The sequence below is a fragment of the Bradyrhizobium sp. USDA 4369 genome, assembly GCF_054056435.1.
The window spans coordinates 3,747,411-3,767,836 of the sequence record NZ_JBSRYH010000001.1; the positions used below are offsets into that span (position 1 = coordinate 3,747,411).

3 protein-coding genes are annotated in these 20,426 nt (G+C 66.5%); all 3 read left to right on the top strand.

Annotated features, from left to right (window positions below):
- The first annotated feature begins 122 nt into the window (after positions 1–122).
- The 3 genes from ACVIJ6_RS17010 to ACVIJ6_RS17020 all read left to right on the top strand — a co-directional run bounded on the left by ACVIJ6_RS17010 (position 123) and on the right by ACVIJ6_RS17020 (position 20,342).
- The gene (locus tag ACVIJ6_RS17010; protein WP_456773605.1) at positions 123–1,223 is read left to right on the top strand and encodes a condensation domain-containing protein; all 1,101 of its coding nucleotides are present in this window, start codon (positions 123–125) and stop codon (positions 1,221–1,223) included.
- Positions 1,151–9,889, top strand: a complete 8,739-nt coding sequence (locus ACVIJ6_RS17015) for an amino acid adenylation domain-containing protein (RefSeq protein WP_456773606.1) — start codon at positions 1,151–1,153, stop codon at positions 9,887–9,889. Before ACVIJ6_RS17010 ends, ACVIJ6_RS17015 begins: the two co-directional genes overlap by 73 nt.
- Before the next feature lie 133 nt (positions 9,890–10,022).
- Positions 10,023–20,342: an amino acid adenylation domain-containing protein gene (locus ACVIJ6_RS17020; protein WP_456773607.1), complete on the top strand. Its 10,320-nt coding sequence runs from the start codon at positions 10,023–10,025 to the stop codon at positions 20,340–20,342.
- Positions 20,343–20,426 lie beyond the last annotated feature (84 nt).

Consider the following 20,426-nt stretch of genomic DNA (forward strand, 5'->3'; position numbering starts at 1 on the left):
CTGAAAATGGGGCTCATATTATTCTCCGGGGTGAGAGAGAGAGTCTGAGCAAAGAAACGTTGGACTTTATTCGAAGGAATAGGGAGCCTTTGATCGATATACTGCGCTCTGAAGAGAGAGCGGTGTCTGGAAGTCTGATCCCTGCGGGATGTGGGCGGATCACGCCGGAGATGCTGCCGCTGGTGGCGCTGAGCCAGGAGGAGATCGATCAGATCGCTGCGGTAGTGCCGGGCGGCTGGGCCAACATCCAGGACATCTATCCGCTGGCGCCGCTGCAGGAGGGCATTCTGTTCCATCATCTGATGGGTGGAGAGGGGGACGTCTATCTGTTGTCCGGCTTGCTCGGATTTGACAGCCGGGCGCGGCTGGACGGCTTCCTGGCGGCGTTCGATGCCGTGATCGGCCGTCACGACATCCTGCGGACGGCGGTGCTGTGGGAGGACCTGCCGGAGCCGGTGCAGGTGGTGTTGCGGCATGCGCCGCTTCCGGTGGAAGAGGTCGAGCTGGAGGTGGGCGGCGGGGACGGAGCGGCGCAGCTGCGCGCGCGGTTCGATGCGCGGCGTTGCCGGCTGGATGTGCGGCGGGCGCCGTTGCTGCGGGTTGTGATCGCGCGTGACCCGCGGAGCGGAGGCTGGCTGCTGCTGCTGCAGTTCCATCATCTGGTGATGGACCATACCACGCTGGAGATCGTGCTGGAGGAGATCGCGTCGCATCTGCGAGGCGAGGCGGAGCGTCTTGCGGCGCCGCTGCCGTTCCGGAGCTATGTGGCGCAGGCGCGGCTGGGGATGAGCCGTGAGCAGCACGAGACGTTCTTCCGCGGGATGCTGGGCAAGGTCGAGGAGCCGACGGCGCCGTTCGGGCTGTTGGACGCGCAGGGCGACGGGTCTGAGATCGCGGAGGCGCGTATCGAGCTGGCGCCTGAGCTTGCGGAGCGGCTGCGATCACTGGCGCGGGCACTGGGCGTGAGCGCGGCGAGCCTGTTCCATGTGGCGTTTGCGCAGTTGCTTGCGCGCAGCTGCGGGCGCAGCGACGTTGTGTTCGGGACGGTGCTGTTCGGGCGGCTGCAGGGCGGGGATGGGGCCGATCGCGCGCTGGGACTGTTCATCAACACACGCTGCCGCTGCGGGTTGAGGTTGGCGAGCAGGGCGTGGTGGCGAGCGTGCGCGAGGTGCAGCGGCACCTCGCGGAGTTGCTGCGTCACGAGCATGCGCCGCTGGCGTTAGCGCAGCGCTGCAGCGGGGTGGCGGCGCCGGCGCCGCTGTTCTCGGCGCTGTTGAACTACCGGCACAGCGGATCGGGTTCGGGGACCGGATCGGGGGTGTTGGAGGGTATCGAGGGGCTCTGGGGTGAGGAGCGGACGAACTATCCGCTGACGCTGTCGGTGGACGATCTGGGCGGGGGCTTTGCGCTGACGGCGCAGGTCGAGGCGGCGGTCGGTGCGCAGCGAGTCTGTGCGTTCATGGCGACGGCGCTGGAAGGGCTGGTTGAGGCGCTGGAGCGAACACCGGAGCGGCCGCTGCGGCAGATCGATGTGCTGCCCGAAGCGGAGCGTCATCGTGTCGTGGTGGAGTGGAACGCGACGACAGCGGATTATCCGCAGGATGTGTGCGTGCACGAGCTGTTCGAGGCGCAGGCCGAACGCACGCCGGATGCGGTTGCGGTGGTGCATGAGGATCGGCAACTCAGCTATGCGGAGCTGAACGCGCAGGCGAACCGGCTGGCGCATCATCTGCGCGGGCTCGGCGTCAGGCCGGATGACCGTGTTGCGATCTGCATCGAGCGCAGCCCGGAGATGATCGTGGGTCTGCTGGCGATCCTGAAGGCGGGCGGAGCCTATGTGCCGCTGGATCCGGCCTATCCGCCGGAGCGGCTGGCGTTCATGCTTCAGGACAGCGCGCCGGTGGCGCTGCTGGTGGGCGGCGGCGCGCAGGCGGCGTTGGCCGTCGCCGCTTCCGGGCTCGCCGAGAACGGCGTGCCCGTGCTGGATATCGGCGCGGATGCGTCGCAATGGGCGGAGGCGCCCGCGCACGATCCGGAGCGGAGCGAGGTCGGGCTCGCGGCGGACCATCTCGCTTACGTGATCTACACCTCCGGATCGACCGGTCAGCCCAAGGGGGTGATGGTCGAGCATCGGAACGTTGCCCGGCTCTTCCACGCGACGGAGCACTGGTACCAGTTCGGTCCAGCCGATGTCTGGACCTTGTTTCATTCCTATGCGTTCGACTTCTCGGTGTGGGAGATCTGGGGAGCGCTGCTTTATGGCGGTCGGCTGGTGGTGGTGCCGCAGCTGACAGCGCGATCTCCGGACGACTTCTATCATCTTCTCTGTCGTGAGGGGGTGACGGTCCTGAACCAGACGCCGAGCGCGTTCCGGCAATTGATGGTGGCTCAGGCAGCCTCCGGCGCAGGTCATGGTCTGCGTTGTGTGATTTTCGGGGGCGAAGCGCTGGAGCTTGGCGCCCTGCAGCCCTGGTATCGGCACACAGCCAATCAGGCGACGACACTCATCAACATGTACGGGATCACCGAGACGACGGTCCATGTCACCTATTGCGCCCTCGCATCGAGCGACACCATGAGGCGCGGCGCGAGCCCGATCGGCCGGCCGATTCCTGATCTGCGGGTCTACATTCTTGATGAGCATGGCGAGCCTGCACCGATCGGTGTTGCCGGCGAGATCTACGTCGGTGGCGCCGGCGTTGCGCGGGGCTATCTGAACCGTCCCGAGCTGACGGCGGAGCGGTTCGTGGAGGACCGGTTCTCGGGCGAGGCGGGAGCGCGGCTGTACCGGACCGGAGACCTCGGTCGCTGGCTTGAAGACGGAACGATCGCGTATCTCGGACGCAATGACTTCCAGGTGAAGATCCGCGGCTTCCGGATCGAGCTCGGCGAGATCGAGGCGCGGCTGTCGGAGCATGCAGGTGTGCGCGATGCCGCGGTGATCGCGCGGGAGGATGGTCCGGGCGACAAGCGTCTGGTGGCGTATTATGTGAGCGAAGCGGCGATCGGGGCGGAGGAACTGCGGAGCCATCTTGCGGCGCGCCTGCCGGACTACATGGTGCCTGCGGCCTATGTGCATCTGGAGCGGCTGCCGCTGACGCCGAACGGCAAGCTGGACCGCAAGGCGCTGCCGGTGCCGGAGGGCGCTGCGTTTGCGGTGCAGGCCTACGCGCCGCCGCAGGGCGAGACCGAGGCGGCGATCGCCCGGATCTGGTCGGAACTGCTGGGTGTCGAGCGGATCGGGCGCCACGACAACTTCTTTGCACTCGGCGGGCACTCGCTGCTGGCGATACAGGTGGTGTCACGTTTGCGGCAGGCGCTGGCATTGGAAGCGGCGTTGTCAGCAGTTTTTGCGCGTCCGACGCTGTCAGAACTGGCAGCCGGTCTGAAGGACGCAGCCCCGAGCGAGTTGCCGTCAATCACGCCAGCGGGGCATGACGGAGCGCTGCCATTATCGTTTGCACAGCAGCGGCTGTGGTTTTTGTCTCGCTTCGAGGGAGCGAACTCAGCCTATCACATTGCTGGTGGATTGCGGCTGATCGGGCGGTTGGAGCGAGAGGCGCTGTTGCGCGCGCTGGACCGGATCGTGGCGCGGCATGAGGCGCTGCGGACGGTGTTTGCGCAACGTGATGATGGCGTGCCGGTGCAGCAGGTCGGCGCGGCGGATGCAGGCTTTGCCTTGATGCAGCACGACCTGCGGGGCACGTCGGATGCGGCAGGCGAGTTGCAGCGATTGGCGGCTGTGGAAGCGACAGCGCCATTCGATCTTGAGCGTGGTCCGCTGATCCGGGGGCGGCTGGTGCGTCTGGATGTCGACGAGCATGTGCTGCTGTTGACGATGCACCACATCGTGTCGGACGGCTGGTCGATGGGGGTGCTGACGCGCGAGCTGAGCGTGCTGTATGGGGCGTTTGCGCGCGGCGAGGCTGATCCGCTGCCGGCGCTGGCGATCCAATATGCGGACTACGCGGTGTGGCAGCGGCGCTGGCTGTCGGGCGAGGGTCTGGCGCGTCAGGGAGCGTATTGGAAGGAGGCGCTGTCGGGAGCGCCTGCGCTTCTGGAGCTGCCATGGGACCGGCCGCGTCCGGCGGAGCAGAATTATGCCGGGGCGATGGTGCCGGTGCAGCTGGATGGAGACCTGACCGGGGCCCTGAGGGCACTGAGCCATCGTCATGGCACGACGTTGTACATGACGCTGCTGGCGGGCTGGGCGGCGCTGCTGTCGCGGTTGTCGGGGCAGGAGGATGTGGTGATCGGCAGCCCGGTTGCGAACCGTGGACGTGCCGAGATCGAGGAGCTGATCGGGTTCTTCGTGAACACGCTGGCGCTACGTGTCGATGTGTCCGGCTCGCTGTCGGTGAGTGAGCTGCTGGCACGGGTGAAGGCGCAGACGGTGGCGGCGCAGGAGCACCAGGATCTGCCGTTCGAGCAGGTGGTGGAACTGTTGCAACCGTCGCGCAGCCTGAGCCACGCGCCGCTGTTCCAGGCGGTGCTGGCCTGGCAGACCATGTCGGTAGAACGTCTCGACCTTGGGGAGCTGCGGCTGGAAGCGGTGGAGGTGCCGCGGGTGAGCGCGCAGTTCGACCTGACGCTGAGCCTGGCGGAGACAGGCGGGACGATCAGCGGCGGGCTGGAATATGCGACTGCGCTGTTCGATCGCGGGACGGTCGAGCGCTGGGTCGGGTACTTTGTCCGGCTGCTGGAAGGCATGGTGGCGGATGAGCGCGTGCCGGTGGATCGTTTGCCGCTGCAGGATGACGCGGAGCGTCATCGTATTGTGGTGGAGTGGAACGCGACGGCTGCGGATTATCCGCAGGATGTGTGCGTGCACGAACTGTTCGAGGCGCAGGCGGCGCGGACGCCGGCTGCGGTTGCGGTGGTGCATGAGGATCGGCAACTCAGCTATGCGGAGCTGAACGCGCAGGCGAACCGGTTGGCGCATCATCTGCGCGGGCTCGGCGTCAGGCCGGATGACCGTGTTGCGATCTGCATCGAGCGCAGCCCGGAGATGATCGTGGGATTGCTGGCGATCCTGAAGGCGGGCGGGGCCTATGTGCCGCTGGATCCGGCCTATCCGCCGGAGCGGCTGGCGTTCATGGTTCAGGACAGCGCGCCGGTGGCGCTGCTGGTGGGCGGCGGCGCGCAGGCGGCGTTGGCCGTCGCCGCTTCCGGGCTCGCCGAGAACGGCGTGCCCGTGCTGGATATCGGCGCGGATGCGTCGCAATGGGCGGAGGCGCCCGCGCACGATCCGGAGCGGAGCGAGGTCGGGCTCGCGGCGGACCATCTCGCTTATGTGATCTACACCTCCGGGTCGACCGGTCAGCCCAAGGGCGCGATGAACGGTCATCGCGCGGTGGTGAACCGTCTGCTGTGGATGCAGGACGCCTACGCTCTCGATGGTGACGACGCGGTGCTGCAGAAGACGCCGTTCAGCTTCGACGTGTCGGTCTGGGAGTTCTTCTGGCCGTTGCTCGCGGGAGCGCGCCTGGTGATGGCGCGGCCGGGGGGCCACAAGGATCCGGCCTATCTGGTGGATGTGATCCGGCGGGAGCGGATCACGACGCTGCACTTCGTGCCATCGATGCTGCAGATATTCCTGGAGCATGAAGAAGCCGGCAGTTGCACGAGCGTGAAGCGAGTGATGTGCAGCGGCGAGGCGCTGCCCCCGGTTTTGGCGGCGCGGTTACTGGAGCGGTTTGAAGGAACGGAGCTGCATAACCTTTACGGTCCGACGGAAGCTGCGGTGGATGTGACGGCGTGGCGCTGTGAAAGGGAAGCGTCGGATGCGAGCGTTCCAATCGGCCGACCGATCTCGAACACGCAGATCTACATTCTGGATGAGCATGGCGAGCCGGTGCCGGTCGGGGTTGCCGGCGAGATCCATATCGGTGGCGTCCAGGTGGGGCGCGGCTATCTGAACCGTCCCGAGCTGACGGCGGAGCGGTTCGTGGAGGACCGGTTCTCGGGCGAGGCGGGAGCGCGGCTGTACCGGACCGGAGACCTCGGTCGCTGGCTTGAAGACGGGACGATCGCGTATCTCGGTCGCAACGACTTCCAGGTGAAGATCCGCGGTTTCCGGATCGAGCTCGGGGAGATCGAGGCGCGGCTGTCGGAGCATGCAGGTGTGCGCGATGCCGCGGTGATCGCGCGGGAGGATGCTCCGGGCGACAAGCGTCTGGTGGCCTACTACGTGGCCGATGCGGCGATCGGGGCGGAGCAGCTGCGGAGCCATCTTGCGGCGCGGCTGCCGGACTACATGGTGCCGTCGGCCTATGTGCATCTGGAACTGATGCCGCTGACGCCGAACGGCAAGCTGGACCGCAAGGCGCTGCCGGCGCCGGAGGGCGCAGCGTTTGCGGTGCAGGCCTATGCGCCGCCGCAGGACGAGACCGAGGCGGCGATCGCCCGGATCTGGTCGGAACTGCTGGGTGTCGAGCGGATCGGGCGTCACGACAATTTCTTCGCACTCGGCGGGCACTCGCTGCTGGCGGTGACCTTGGTGGAGCGGATGCGGCGGGAGGGTCTGGCGGCTGACATCCGCACCCTGTTCGCGACGCCGAGCCTTGCCGCACTGGCGGCGGCCGGCGGTGGTGGCGCGGCCACGGTTGCGGTGCCGGCCAACCTGATCCCGGCGGGCTGCAGGCGGATCACGCTGGAGATGCTGCCGCTGGTGGCGCTGAGCCAGGCGGAGATCGATCAGATCGCTGCGGTAGTGCCGGGCGGCTGGGCCAACATCCAGGACATCTATCCGTTGGCACCGCTGCAGGAGGGCATCCTGTTCCATCATCTGATGGGTGGAGAGGGGGACGTCTATCTGTTGTCCGGCTTGCTCGGATTTGACAGCCGGGCGCGGCTGGACGGCTTCCTGGCGGCGTTCGATGCCGTGATCGGCCGTCACGACATCCTGCGGACGGCGGTGCTGTGGGAGGACCTGCCGGAGCCGGTGCAGGTGGTGTTGCGGCATGCGCCGCTGCCCGTGGAAGAGATCGAACTGGATGCGGACGGCGAGGACGGCGCGTCACAGCTGCGCGCGCGGTTCGATGCGCGGCGTTGCCGGCTGGATGTGCGGCGGGCGCCGTTGCTGCGGGTTGTGATCGCGCGTGATCCGCAGAGCGGAGGCTGGCTGCTGTTGCTGCAGTTCCATCATCTGGTGATGGACCATACCGGACTGGAGGTTTTGTCGGAGGAGATCGCGTCGCATCTCGCGGGCGAGGCGGAGCGGCTTGCGGCGCCGCTGCCGTTCCGGACCTATGTAGCGCAGGCGCGGCTGGGGATGAGCCGGGAGCAGCACGAGGCGTTCTTCCGCGGGATGCTGGGCAAGGTCTCGGAACCGACGGCGCCGTTCGGGCTGCTGGACGTGCAGGGCGACGGGTCCGAGATCGCGGAGGCGCATCTGGAGCTTGCGCCTGAGCTTGCGGAGCGGCTGCGGTCGCAGGCGCGGGCGCTGGGCGTGAGCACGGCGAGCCTGTTCCACGTGGCATTTGCGCAGCTGCTTGCGCGCAGCTGCGGGCGCAGCGAGGTGGTGTTCGGGACGGTGCTGTTCGGGCGGCTGCAGGGCGGCGAGGGGACGGAGCGCGCGCTGGGCCTGTTCATCAACACGCTGCCGCTGCGGGTGGAGGTCGGCGAGCAAAGCGTGGCGGCGAGCGTGCGCGAGGTACAGCGGCATCTAGCGGAGCTGTTGCGTCACGAGCATGCGCCGCTGGCGCTGGCACAGCGTTGCAGCGGGGTTGCGGCGCCGGTGCCGCTGTTCTCGTCCCTGCTGAACTACCGGCACAGCGCGATGGACGGATCTGCGGATCGCAGGGCGTGGGAAGGGATCGAGCTCCTGCACGCGGAGGAGCGGACGAACTATCCGCTGGTGCTGTCGGTGGACGATCTGGGCGAGGGCTTCACGCTGACGGCGCAGGTGGAGGCAGCGGTGGGTGCGGCGCGGATCTGCGCGTTCATGGCGACGGCGCTGGAAGGGCTGGCCGAGGCGCTGGAGCGGACACCGGAGCGGCCGCTGCGGCAGATCGACGTGCTGCCGGACGCGGAGCGTCATCGTATTGTGGTGGAGTGGAACGCGACGGCTGCGGATTATCCGCAGGATGTGTGCGTGCACGAACTGTTCGAGGCGCAGGCCGAACGCACGCCGGATGCGGTTGCGGTGGTGCATGAGGATCGGCAACTCAGCTATGCGGAGCTGAATGCGCAGGCGAACCGGCTGGCGCATCATCTGCGCGGGCTCGGCGTCAGGCCGGATGACCGGGTGGCGATCTGCATCGAACGTTCGATCGACCTGGTCGCTGCGGAACTTGCGATCCTCAAATGCGGCGCAGCCTATGTGCCGCTGGATCCGGCCTATCCGGCGGAGCGGCTGGCGTTCATGATCGAGGATTGCGAAGCATCCCTCGTGCTGACGGCACGAGGCGCGGTGCTGCCGGAAGGGCTTGAGGTTCACAGCATCGATGTCGGGGATGTCCTGCGAGGTGCCGGAGACGACTCCAATCCCGGTGTGTCGCGGGACAGCGGCAGCGATGCTTACATCATGTACACGTCGGGCTCGACGGGGACGCCCAAGGGCGTGGTGATTCCGCATCGGGCGATCGGGCGGCTGGTGATCAACAACGGCTATGCGGACTTCAATGCGTCGGATCGCGTTGCCTTTGCCGCCAATCCTGCCTTTGACGCGACGACGATGGAGGTCTGGGCGCCGCTGCTGAACGGCGGCTGCATCGTCGTGATCGAGCAGGAAGCGGTACTGGATCCCCTCCAGTTGTCGGGTGCTTTCCAACAGCAGCGTGTTACGGCATTCTTCGTGACGACGTCCTTGTTCAACCACTATGTCAAAGTGGCTCCGCAACTGTTCGCCGGGTTACGTTTCCTGTTGACGGGTGGCGAGCGTGCCGATCCTCAATGTTTCCGCAAAGTCATCAGCGGCGCGGCACCCCGGCATTTCATTCACTGCTATGGACCGACGGAGACGACGACCTTTGCCATTACGCATGAGATCACCGAGGTCGATGAACGTGCGAGCAGCATTCCTCTGGGTCGACCGATCTCGAACACGCATATCTACATATTGGATGCGTATGGGGAGCCGGCGCCGATCGGTGTCGCGGGCGAGATCTACATCGGCGGGGCCGGAGTTGCGCGGGGCTATCTGAACCGTCCCGAGCTGACGGCGGAGCGGTTCGTGGAGGATCGCTTCTCGGGCGAGGCCGGGGCGCGGCTGTACCGGACCGGGGATCTCGGGCGCTGGCTTAGCGACGGGACGATCGCGTATCTCGGTCGCAACGACTTCCAGGTGAAGATCCGCGGCTTCCGGATCGAACTCGGTGAGATCGAGGCCCGGTTGTTGGAGCGTGCCGGGATCAGCGATGTCGCCGTGGTCGCGCGTGAGGATGTGGCAGGCGACAAGCGCCTGGTGGCGTATTATGCGGGCGATGCTGAGATCGGGGCGGAGCAACTGCGGGGCCATCTTGCGGCGCGGCTGCCGGACTACATGGTGCCTGCGGCGTATGTCCATCTGGATCGGCTGCCGCTGACGCCGAACGGGAAGCTGGACCGCAAGGCGCTGCCGGCGCCGGAGGGCGCTGCGTTCGCGGCGCAGGCCTATGAGCCGCCGCAGGGCGAGACCGAGGAGGCCATCGCCCGAATCTGGTCGGAGCTGCTGGGCGTTGAGCGGATCGGGCGCCACGACAATTTCTTCGCGCTCGGCGGACACTCGCTGCTGGCGGTCATGTTGGTCGCCCGACTAAGGAGAAGCCTTGATGTAGAACTAGCTCTGTCCGAAATCTTCTTAAACGACGGGATAAGTCAATTGGCCGATAGAGTTGTGAATGCACAACTCGCTCAGTTTGACCAAAGCGAACTGACAGTGGTCTTCCAGGATGAAGTGAGTTGCTAAGATGTCAGTCCTCACGACAGAACTATATCGGTCGAGCCGTTCACAGCGAGAAGAATTAGTTCGGCGGGCACGATCAAGAGGCTTAAAGCGCCAAAATGCACTGCCGCCGATAAGTTCGACTGAACGAATTGGAGTGATTCCCCTGTCGTTTGCGCAGCAGCGGCTGTGGTTTTTGTCTCGCTTCGAGGGAGCGAACTCGGCCTATCACATTGCTGGTGGATTGCGGCTGATCGGGCGGTTGGAGCGAGAGGCGCTGTTGCGCGCGCTGGACCGGATCGTGGCGCGGCATGAGGCGCTGCGGACGGTGTTTGCGCAACGTGATGATGGCGTGCCGGTGCAGCAGGTCGGCGCGGCGGATGCAGGCTTTGCCTTGATGCAGCACGACCTGCGGGGCACGTCGGATGCGGCAGGCGAGTTGCAGCGATTGGCGGCTGTGGAAGCGACAGCGCCATTCGATCTTGAGCGTGGTCCGCTGATCCGGGGGCGGCTGGTGCGTCTGGATGTCGACGAGCATGTGCTGCTGTTGACGATGCACCACATCGTGTCGGACGGCTGGTCGATGGGGGTGCTGACGCGCGAGCTGAGCGTGCTGTATGGGGCGTTTGCGCGCGGCGAGGCTGATCCGCTGCCGGCGCTGGCGATCCAATATGCGGACTACGCGGTGTGGCAGCGGCGCTGGCTGTCGGGCGAGGGTCTGGCGCGTCAGGGAGCGTATTGGAAGGAGGCGCTGTCGGGAGCGCCTGCGCTTCTGGAGCTGCCATGGGACCGGCCGCGTCCGGCGGAGCAGAATTATGCCGGGGCGATGGTGCCGATGTGGTTGGATGGAGAGCTGACCGGGGCCCTGAGGGCGCTGAGCCATCGTTACGGCACGACGTTGTACATGACGCTGCTGGCGGGCTGGGCGGCGCTGCTGTCGCGGCTGTCGGGGCAGCAGGATGTGGTGATCGGCAGCCCGGTTGCGAACCGGGGACGTGGCGAGATCGAAGGGCTGATCGGGTTCTTCGTGAACACGCTGGCGGTGCGTGTCGACGTGTCCGGCTCGCCATCGGTGGGCGAGCTTCTGGCACGGGTGAAGGCGCAGACGGTGGCGGCGCAGGAGCACCAGGATTTGCCGTTCGAGCAGGTGGTGGAACTGTTGCAACCGTCGCGCAGCCTGAGCCACGCGCCGCTGTTCCAGGTAGCGCTGGCCTGGCAGAGCATGTCGGCAGAACGTCTCGACCTTGGGGAGCTGCGGCTGGAAGCGGTGGAGGTGCCGCGGGTGAGCGCGCAGTTCGACCTGACGCTGAGCCTGGCGGAGACAGGCGGGACGATCAGCGGCGGGCTGGAATATGCGACTGCGCTGTTCGATCGCGGGACGGTCGAGCGCTGGGTCGGGTACTTTGTCCGGCTGCTGGAAGGCATGGTGGCGGATGAGCGCGTGCCGGTGGATCGTTTGCCGCTGCAGGATGACGCGGAGCGTCATCGTATTGTGGTGGAGTGGAACGCGACGGCTGCGGATTATCCGCAGGATGTGTGCGTGCACGAACTGTTCGAGGCGCAGGCCGAACGCACGCCGGCTGCGGTTGCGGTGGTGCATGAGGATCGGCACCTGAGCTATGCGGAGCTGAACGCGCAGGCGAACCGGTTGGCGCATCATCTGCGCGGACTCGGCGTCAGGCCGGATGACCGTGTTGCGATCTGCCTCGAGCGCAGCCCGGAGATGATCGTGGGTCTGCTGGCGATCCTGAAGGCGGGCGGAGCCTATGTGCCGCTGGATCCGGCCTATCCGCCGGAGCGGCTGGCGTTCATGCTTCAGGACAGCGCGCCGGTGGCGCTGCTGGTGGGCGGCGGCGCGCAGGCGGCGTTGGCTGCCGCCGGTGCCGGGCTCGCCGAGAACGGCGTGCCCGTGCTCGACATCGGCGCGGATGCGGCGCAATGGGCCGAGGCGCCCGCGCGCAATCCGGAGCGGAGCGAGGCCGGGCTCGCGGCGGACCATCTCGCTTATGTGATCTACACCTCCGGGTCGACCGGTCGGCCCAAGGGGGTGATGGTCGAGCATCGCGGTCTCGCCAACCTGGTGCATTGGCATTGCGCCGCGTTCGATCTCCAGGCAGGGACGCGGAGCTCCTTGGTGGCCGGTTCAGGCTTTGATGCGGCGACCTGGGAAACCTGGCCTCCGCTTTGCTGCGGTGGAACGCTTGCCGTGCCGCGGCCGGAGATCGCGCGGAATCCGGAGGCGCTGCTTGGCTGGTGGCAAGCGCAACCGCTGGACGTGAGCTTCTTGCCGACACCGATAGCGGAGTTCGCCTTCTCACAGGGGGCCACACATCGAGATCTTCGATGTTTGCTGACGGGCGGCGATCGTCTGCGCAAATGTCCGAAAGACCTGCCGTTCGCGCTGGTCAACAATTACGGTCCTACGGAAACGACGGTGGTGGCCACGTCCGGTTTGCTGGATCCGGCAGGAGAGGTCCTTCATATCGGCCGTCCGATCTCGAACACGCAGATCTATATTCTTGATGAGCATGGCGAGCCGGTGCCGATCGGTGTTGCCGGCGAGATCTACGTCGGTGGCGCCGGCGTTGCGCGGGGCTATCTGAACCGTCCTGAGCTGACGGCGGAGCGGTTCGTGGAGGACCGGTTCTCGGGCGAGGCGGGAGCGCGGCTGTACCGGACCGGAGACCTCGGTCGCTGGCTTAGCGATGGGACGATCGCGTATCTCGGCCGCAATGACTTCCAGGTGAAGATCCGCGGCTTCCGGATCGAACTCGGAGAGATCGAGGCGCGGCTGTCGGAGCATGCGGATGTGCGCGACGCCGCGGTGATCGCGCGGGAGGATGCTCCGGGCGACAAGCGTCTGGTGGCTTACTATGCGAGCGATGCGGCGATCGGGGCGGAGCAGCTGCGGAGCCATCTTGCGGCGCGGCTGCCGGACTACATGGTGCCGTCGGCCTATGTGCATCTGGAACTGATGCCGCTGACGCCGAACGGCAAGCTGGACCGCAAGGCGCTGCCGGCGCCGGAGGGCGCAGCCTATGCGGTGGAGGCCTATGCGCCGCCGCAGGACGAGACCGAGGAGCGACTGGCTCGGATCTGGTCGGAGCTGCTCGGCGTTGAACGTGTCGGGCGCCACGACAACTTCTTCGCGCTCGGCGGGCACTCGCTGCTGGCGGTGACCTTGGTGGAGCGGATGCGGCGGGAGGGGATCGCGGCGGATATCCGCACCTTGTTCGCGACGCCGAGCCTTGCGGCGCTGGCGGCAGTCGGCGGTGGTGGTGCAGCCACGGTGACCGTGCCAGCCAACCTGATCCCTGCAGATTGCGGGCGGATCACGCCGGAGATGCTGCCGCTGGTCGCACTGAGCCAGGCGGAGATCGATCGCATCGCGGCGGTAGTTCCGGGCGGCAGCGCCAACATCCAGGACATCTATCCGCTGGCGCCGTTGCAGGAGGGCATCCTGTTCCACCATCTGCTGGGTGGCGAGGGCGACGTCTATCTGTTGTCCGGCTTGCTGGGCTTTGACAGCCGGGCGCGGCTGGACGGCTTCCTGGCGGCGTTCGATGCCGTGATCGGCCGTCACGACATCCTGCGGACGGCGGTGCTGTGGGAGGACCTGCCGGAGCCGGTGCAGGTGGTGTTGCGGCATGCACCGCTGCCGGTGGAAGAGGTCGCGCTGGAGGCAGGCGGTGGGGACGACGGGGCGGCGCAGCTGCGCGCACGGTTCGATCCGCGGCACGATCGGCTGGATGTGCGGCGGGCGCCGCTGCTGCGGGTCGTGATCGCGCGTGATCCGCGGAGCGGAGGCTGGCTGCTGCTGCTGCAGTTCCATCATCTGGTGATGGACCATACCACGCTGGAGATCGTGCTGGAGGAGATCGCGTCGCATCTCGCGGGCGAGGCGGAGCGGCTTGCGGCGCCGCTGCCGTTCCGGACCTATGTAGCGCAGGCGCGGCTGGGGATGAGCCGGGAGCAGCACGAGGCGTTCTTCCGCGGGATGCTGGGCAAGGTCTCGGAACCGACGGCGCCGTTCGGGCTGCTGGACGTGCAGGGCGACGGGTCCGAGATCGCGGAGGCGCATCTGGAGCTTGCGCCTGAGCTTGCGGAGCGGCTGCGGTCGCAGGCGCGGGCGCTGGGCGTGAGCGCGGCGAGCCTGTTCCATGTGGCGTTTGCGCAGCTGCTTGCGCGCAGCTGTGGGCGCAGCGAGGTGGTGTTCGGGACGGTGCTGTTCGGGCGGCTGCAGGGCGGAGAGGGGGCGGAGCGTACGCCCGGAGTGTTCATCAACACGTTGCCGGTGCGGATCTGCATCGACGAGACAGGAGCTGCGGATGCGACGCGAGCTGTGCAGATCCGGCTGGCGGAGCTGCTGCGTCACGAGCATGCGCCGCTGGCGTTAGCGCAGCGCTGCAGCGGGGTTGCGGCGCCGGCGCCGCTGTTCTCGGCGCTGTTGAACTACCGGCACAGCGGATCGGGTTCGGGGACCGGATCGGGGGGGGTGGAGGGCATCGAGGGGCTCGGGGGTGAGGAGCGGACGAGCTATCCGCTGACGCTGTCGGTGGACGATCTGGGCGCGGGCTTTGCGCTGACGGCGCAGGTCGAGGCGGCGGTTGGTGCGCAGCGAGTCTGTGCGTTCATGGCGACGGCGCTGGAAGGGCTGGTTGAGGCGCTGGAGCGAACACCGGAGCGGCCGCTGCGGCAGATCGATGTGCTGCCCGAAGCGGAGCGTCATCGTGTCGTGATGGAGTGGAACGCGACGACAGCGGATTATCCGCAGGATGTTTGCGTGCACCAGTTGTTCGAGGCGCAGGCCGAACGCACGCCGGCTGCGGTTGCGGTGGTGCATGAGGATCGGCACCTGAGCTATGCGGAGCTGAATGCGCAGGCGAACCGGCTGGCGCATCATCTGCGTGGACTCGGCGTCAGGCCGGACGATTGTGTTGCGATCTGCATCGAGCGCAGCCCGGAGATGATCGTGGGATTGCTGGCGATCCTGAAGGCGGGCGGGGCCTATGTGCCGCTGGATCCGGCCTATCCGCCGGAGCGGCTGGCGTTCATGCTTCAGGACAGCGCGCCGGTGGCGCTGCTGGTGGGCGGCGGCGCGCAGGCGGCGTTGGCCGTCGCCGCTTCCGGGCTCGCCGAGAACGGCGTGCCCGTGCTGGACATCGGCGCGGATGCGTCGCAATGGGCGGAGGCGCCCGCGCACGATCCGGAGCGGAGCGAGGTCGGGCTCGCGGCGGACCATCTCGCTTATGTGATCTACACCTCCGGGTCGACCGGTCAGCCCAAGGGCGCGATGAACGGTCATCGCGCGGTGGTGAACCGTCTGCTGTGGATGCAGGACGCCTACGCTCTCGATGGTGACGACGCGGTGCTGCAGAAGACGCCGTTCAGCTTCGACGTGTCGGTCTGGGAGTTCTTCTGGCCGTTGCTCGCGGGAGCGCGCCTGGTGATGGCGCGGCCGGGGGGCCACAAGGATCCGGCCTATCTGGTGGATGTGATCCGGCGGGAGCGGATCACGACGCTGCACTTCGTGCCATCGATGCTGCAGATATTCCTGGAGCATGAAGAAGCCGGCAGTTGCACGAGCGTGAAGCGAGTGATGTGCAGCGGCGAGGCGCTGCCCCCGGTTTTGGCGGCGCGGTTACTGGAGCGGTTTGAAGGAACGGAGCTGCATAACCTTTACGGTCCGACGGAAGCTGCGGTGGATGTGACGGCGTGGCGCTGTGAAAGGGAAGCGTCGGATGCGAGCGTTCCAATCGGCCGACCGATCTCGAACACGCAGATCTATATTCTGGATGAGCATGGCGAGCCGGTGCCGGTCGGGGTTGCCGGAGAGATCCATATCGGTGGCGTCCAGGTGGGACGGGGCTATCTGAACCGTCCCGAGCTGACGGCGGAGCGGTTCGTGGAGGACCGGTTCTCGGGCGAGGCGGGAGCGCGGCTGTACCGGACCGGGGATCTCGGGCGCTGGCTTGGCGACGGAACGATCGCGTATCTCGGCCGCAATGACTTCCAGGTGAAGATCCGCGGCTTCCGGATCGAGCTCGGGGAGATCGAGGCGCGGCTGTCGGAGCATGCAGGTGTGCGCGATGCCGCGGTGATCGCGCGGGAGGATGCTCCGGGCGACAAGCGTCTGGTGGCCTACTACGTGGCCGATGCGGCGATCGGGGCGGAGCAGCTGCGGAGCCATCTTGCGGCGCGGCTGCCGGACTACATGGTGCCGTCGGCCTATGTGCATCTGGAACTGATGCCGCTGACGCCGAACGGCAAGCTGGACCGCAAGGCGCTGCCGGCGCCGGAGGGCGCAGCGTTTGCGGTGCAGGCCTATGCGCCGCCGCAGGACGAGACCGAGGCGGCGATCGCCCGGATCTGGTCGGAGCTGCTGGGTGTCGAGCGGATCGGGCGCCACGACAATTTCTTCGCACTCGGCGGGCACTCGCTGCTGGCGGTGACCTTGGTGGAGCGGATGCGGCGGGAGGGGATCGCGGCTGACATCCGCACCCTGTTCGCGACGCCGAGCCTTGCGGCGCTGGCGGCGGCCGGTGGTGGTGGCGCGGCCACGGTTGCGGTGCCGGCCAACCTGATCCCTGCGGGATGTGGGCGGATCACGCCGGAGATGCTGCCGCTGGTGGCGTTGAGCCAGGAGGAGATCGATCAGATCGCTGCGGTAGTGCCGGGCGGCTGGGCCAACATCCAGGACATCTATCCGCTGGCGCCGCTGCAGGAGGGCATTCTGTTCCATCATCTGATGGGTGGAGAGGGGGACGTCTATCTGTTGTCCGGCTTGCTCGGATTTGACAGCCGGGCGCGGCTGGACGGCTTCCTGGCGGCGTTCGATGCCGTGATCGGCCGTCACGACATCCTGCGGACGGCGGTGCTGTGGGAGGACCTGCCGGAGCCGGTGCAGGTGGTGTTGCGGCATGCGCCGCTTCCGGTGGAAGAGGTCGAGCTGGATGCGGACGGCGGGGACGGAGCGGCGCAGCTGCGCGCGCGGTTCGATGCGCGGCGTTGCCGGCTGGATGTGCGGCGGGCGCCGTTGCTGCGGGTTGTGATCGCGCGTGACCCGCGGAGCGGAGGCTGGCTGCTGCTGCTGCAGTTCCATCATCTGGTGATGGACCATACCACGCTGGAGATCGTGCTGGAGGAGATCGCGTCGCATCTCGCGGGCGAGGCGGAGCGTCTTGCGGCGCCGCTGCCGTTCCGGACCTATGTGGCGCAGGCGCGGCTGGGGATGAGCCGTGAGCAGCACGAGGCGTTCTTCCGCGGGATGCTGGGCAAGGTCGAGGAGCCGACGGCGCCGTTCGGGCTGTTGGACGCGCAGGGCGACGGGTCTGAGATCGCGGAGGCGCGTATCGAGCTGGCGCCTGAGCTTGCGGAGCGGCTGCGATCACTGGCGCGGGCACTGGGCGTGAGCGCGGCGAGCCTGTTCCATGTGGCGTTTGCGCAGCTGCTTGCGCGGAGCTGCGGGCGTAGCGAGGTGGTGTTCGGCACCGTGCTGTTCGGGCGGCTGCAGGGCGGGGATGGGGCCGATCGCGCGCTGGGACTGTTCATCAACACGCTGCCGCTGCGGGTTGAGGTTGGCGAGCAGGGCGTGGTGGCGAGCGTGCGCGAGGTGCAGCGGCACCTCGCGGAGCTGCTGCGTCACGAGCATGCGCCGCTGGCGCTGGCGCAGCGCTGCAGCGGGGTGGCGGCGCCGGCGCCGCTGTTCTCGGCGCTGTTGAACTACCGGCACAGCGGATCGGGTTCGGGGACCGGATCGGGGGTGTTGGAGGGTATCGAGGGGCTCTGGGGTGAGGAGCGGACGAACTATCCGCTGACGCTGTCGGTGGACGATCTGGGCGGGGGCTTTGCGCTGACGGCCCAGGTTGTGGCGTCGGTCGCGGCGGCGCGGGTTTGTGCGTTCATGGCGACGGCGCTGGAAGGGCTGGTTGAGGCGCTGGAGCGAACACCGGAGCGGCCGCTGCGGCAGATCGATGTGCTGCCGGACGCGGAGCGTCATCGTGTGTTGGTAGAGTGGAATGCGACGTCGGCGGAGTATCCGCAGGATGTTTGCGTGCACGAGCTGTTCGAGGCGCAGGCGGCGCGGACGCCGGCTGCGGTGGCGGTGGTGCATGAGGATCGGCACCTGAGCTATGCGGAGCTGAACGCGCAGGCGAACCGGCTGGCGCATCATCTGCGCGGGCTCGGCGTCAGGCCGGATGACCGGGTGGCGATCTGCATCGAACGTTCGATCGACCTGGTCGCTGCGGAACTTGCGATCCTCAAATGCGGCGCAGCCTATGTGCCGCTGGATCCGGCCTATCCGGCGGAGCGGCTGGCGTTCATGATCGAGGATTGTGAAGCATCCCTCGTGCTGACGGCACGAGGCGCGGTGCTGCCGGAAGGGCTTGAGGTTCACAGCATCGATGTCGGGGATGTCCTGCGAGGTGCCGGAGACGACTCCAATCCCGGTGTGTCGCGGGACAGCGGCAGCGATGCTTACATCATGTACACGTCGGGCTCGACGGGGACGCCCAAGGGCGTGGTGATTCCGCATCGGGCGATCGGGCGGCTGGTGATCAACAACGGCTATGCGGACTTCAATGCGTCGGATCGCGTTGCCTTTGCCGCCAATCCTGCCTTTGACGCGACGACGATGGAGGTCTGGGCGCCGCTGCTGAACGGCGGCTGCATCGTCGTGATCGAGCAGGAAGCGGTGCTGGATCCCCTCCAGTTGTCGGGTGCTTTCCAACAGCAGCGTGTTACGGCATTCTTCGTGACGACGTCCTTGTTCAACCACTATGTCAAAGTGGCTCCGCAACTGTTCGCCGGGTTACGTTTCCTGTTGACGGGTGGCGAGCGTGCCGATCCTCAATGTTTCCGCAAAGTCATCAGCGGCGCGGCACCCCGGCATTTCATTCACTGCTATGGACCGACGGAGACGACGACCTTTGCCATTACGCATGAGATCACCGAGGTCGATGAACGTGCGAGCAGCATTCCTCTGGGTCGACCGATCTCGAACACGCATATCTACATATTGGATGCGTATGGGGAGCCGGCGCCGATCGGTGTCGCGGGCGAGATCTACATCGGCGGGGCCGGAGTTGCGCGGGGCTATCTGAACCGTCCCGAGCTGACGGCGGAGCGGTTCGTGGAGGATCGCTTCTCGGGCGAGGCCGGGGCGCGGCTGTACCGGACCGGGGATCTCGGGCGCTGGCTTAGCGACGGGACGATCGCGTATCTCGGTCGCAACGACTTCCAGGTGAAGATCCGCGGCTTCCGGATCGAACTCGGTGAGATCGAGGCCCGGTTGTTGGAGCGTGCCGGGATCAGCGATGTCGCCGTGGTCGCGCGTGAGGATGTGGCAGGCGACAAGCGCCTGGTGGCGTATTATGCGGGCGATGCTGAGATCGGGGCGGAGCAACTGCGGGGCCATCTTGCGGCGCGGCTGCCGGACTACATGGTGCCTGCGGCGTATGTCCATCTGGATCGGCTGCCGCTGACGCCGAACGGGAAGCTGGACCGCAAGGCGCTGCCGGCGCCGGAGGGCGCTGCGTTCGCGGCGCAGGCCTATGAGCCGCCGCAGGGCGAGACCGAGGAGGCCATCGCCCGAATCTGGTCGGAGCTGCTGGGCGTTGAGCGGATCGGGCGCCACGACAATTTCTTCGCGCTCGGCGGACACTCGCTGCTTCTGGCCAGGATGCAGGTGAGATTAAGTCAAGCCGGTTTGTCCCTATCGATCCCGCGAATTTTTGCAAATCCAACGATCGCCAGTCTCCTCCAGAACGACGGCAATTCACCCACTCTCGATTTCGAATCGCATCTGGTTGAGCTTCGCTCGCCCGCGGCTATGGAGGCCAAGCCACTCTTCATCATGAGCCAGGGCCAGGGAAGCTTGTTGTACGGAGCTAAGCTGGCAGCACGACTTCCCGATGGCTTTCCGATTTACGGTCTGACAAGCGACGGAAAAAGACGGGATCATCTGCGAACGGTGGAAGATATCGCAACCTGCTTTGTGGCTATCATCAAGCAAATCCAACCCGCCGGCCCTTACCGGCTGGTAGGGTGGTCGTTCGGGGGCAAGCTGGCCTACGAAATCGCCTGTCAACTTCTGTCGGCCAATGACGACGTTCAATTTGTCGGCCTGATAGATACCTATTACAGGAGAGCTACTTGGGTTTCCGATGAGGTGGCTGATCGTCTTCTTTCATCGCTCAGTCCGCAGCCAAGGGAGACGACCCGCCGATTGATGCACGCCGATAATGTCTATGAGGGCAAATATATTCCGATCAAGATATGTCTATTTGTGGCCCAGGAGGCCCCGAATGAAGATGCGCATAGAGGGTGGAAAGAAGTGTTGCCTGAGGAACAGATTGTTACCATTCAGATACCTGGGGCACACGATGATGTCATGTCTGATGGCAACATTGAGGTGCTGGTGCAGAGTTTGAGCGAGCAATTGCTGAAGTACGATGAGACGGGGCAGATAGGCTGAGTTTTTCAGCAAACTGGCATGTTCTCGGTGAGCTTTACGATAGAATCATCGGGACCCGGCGGCTTGACTTGCGCGGAGTAATCT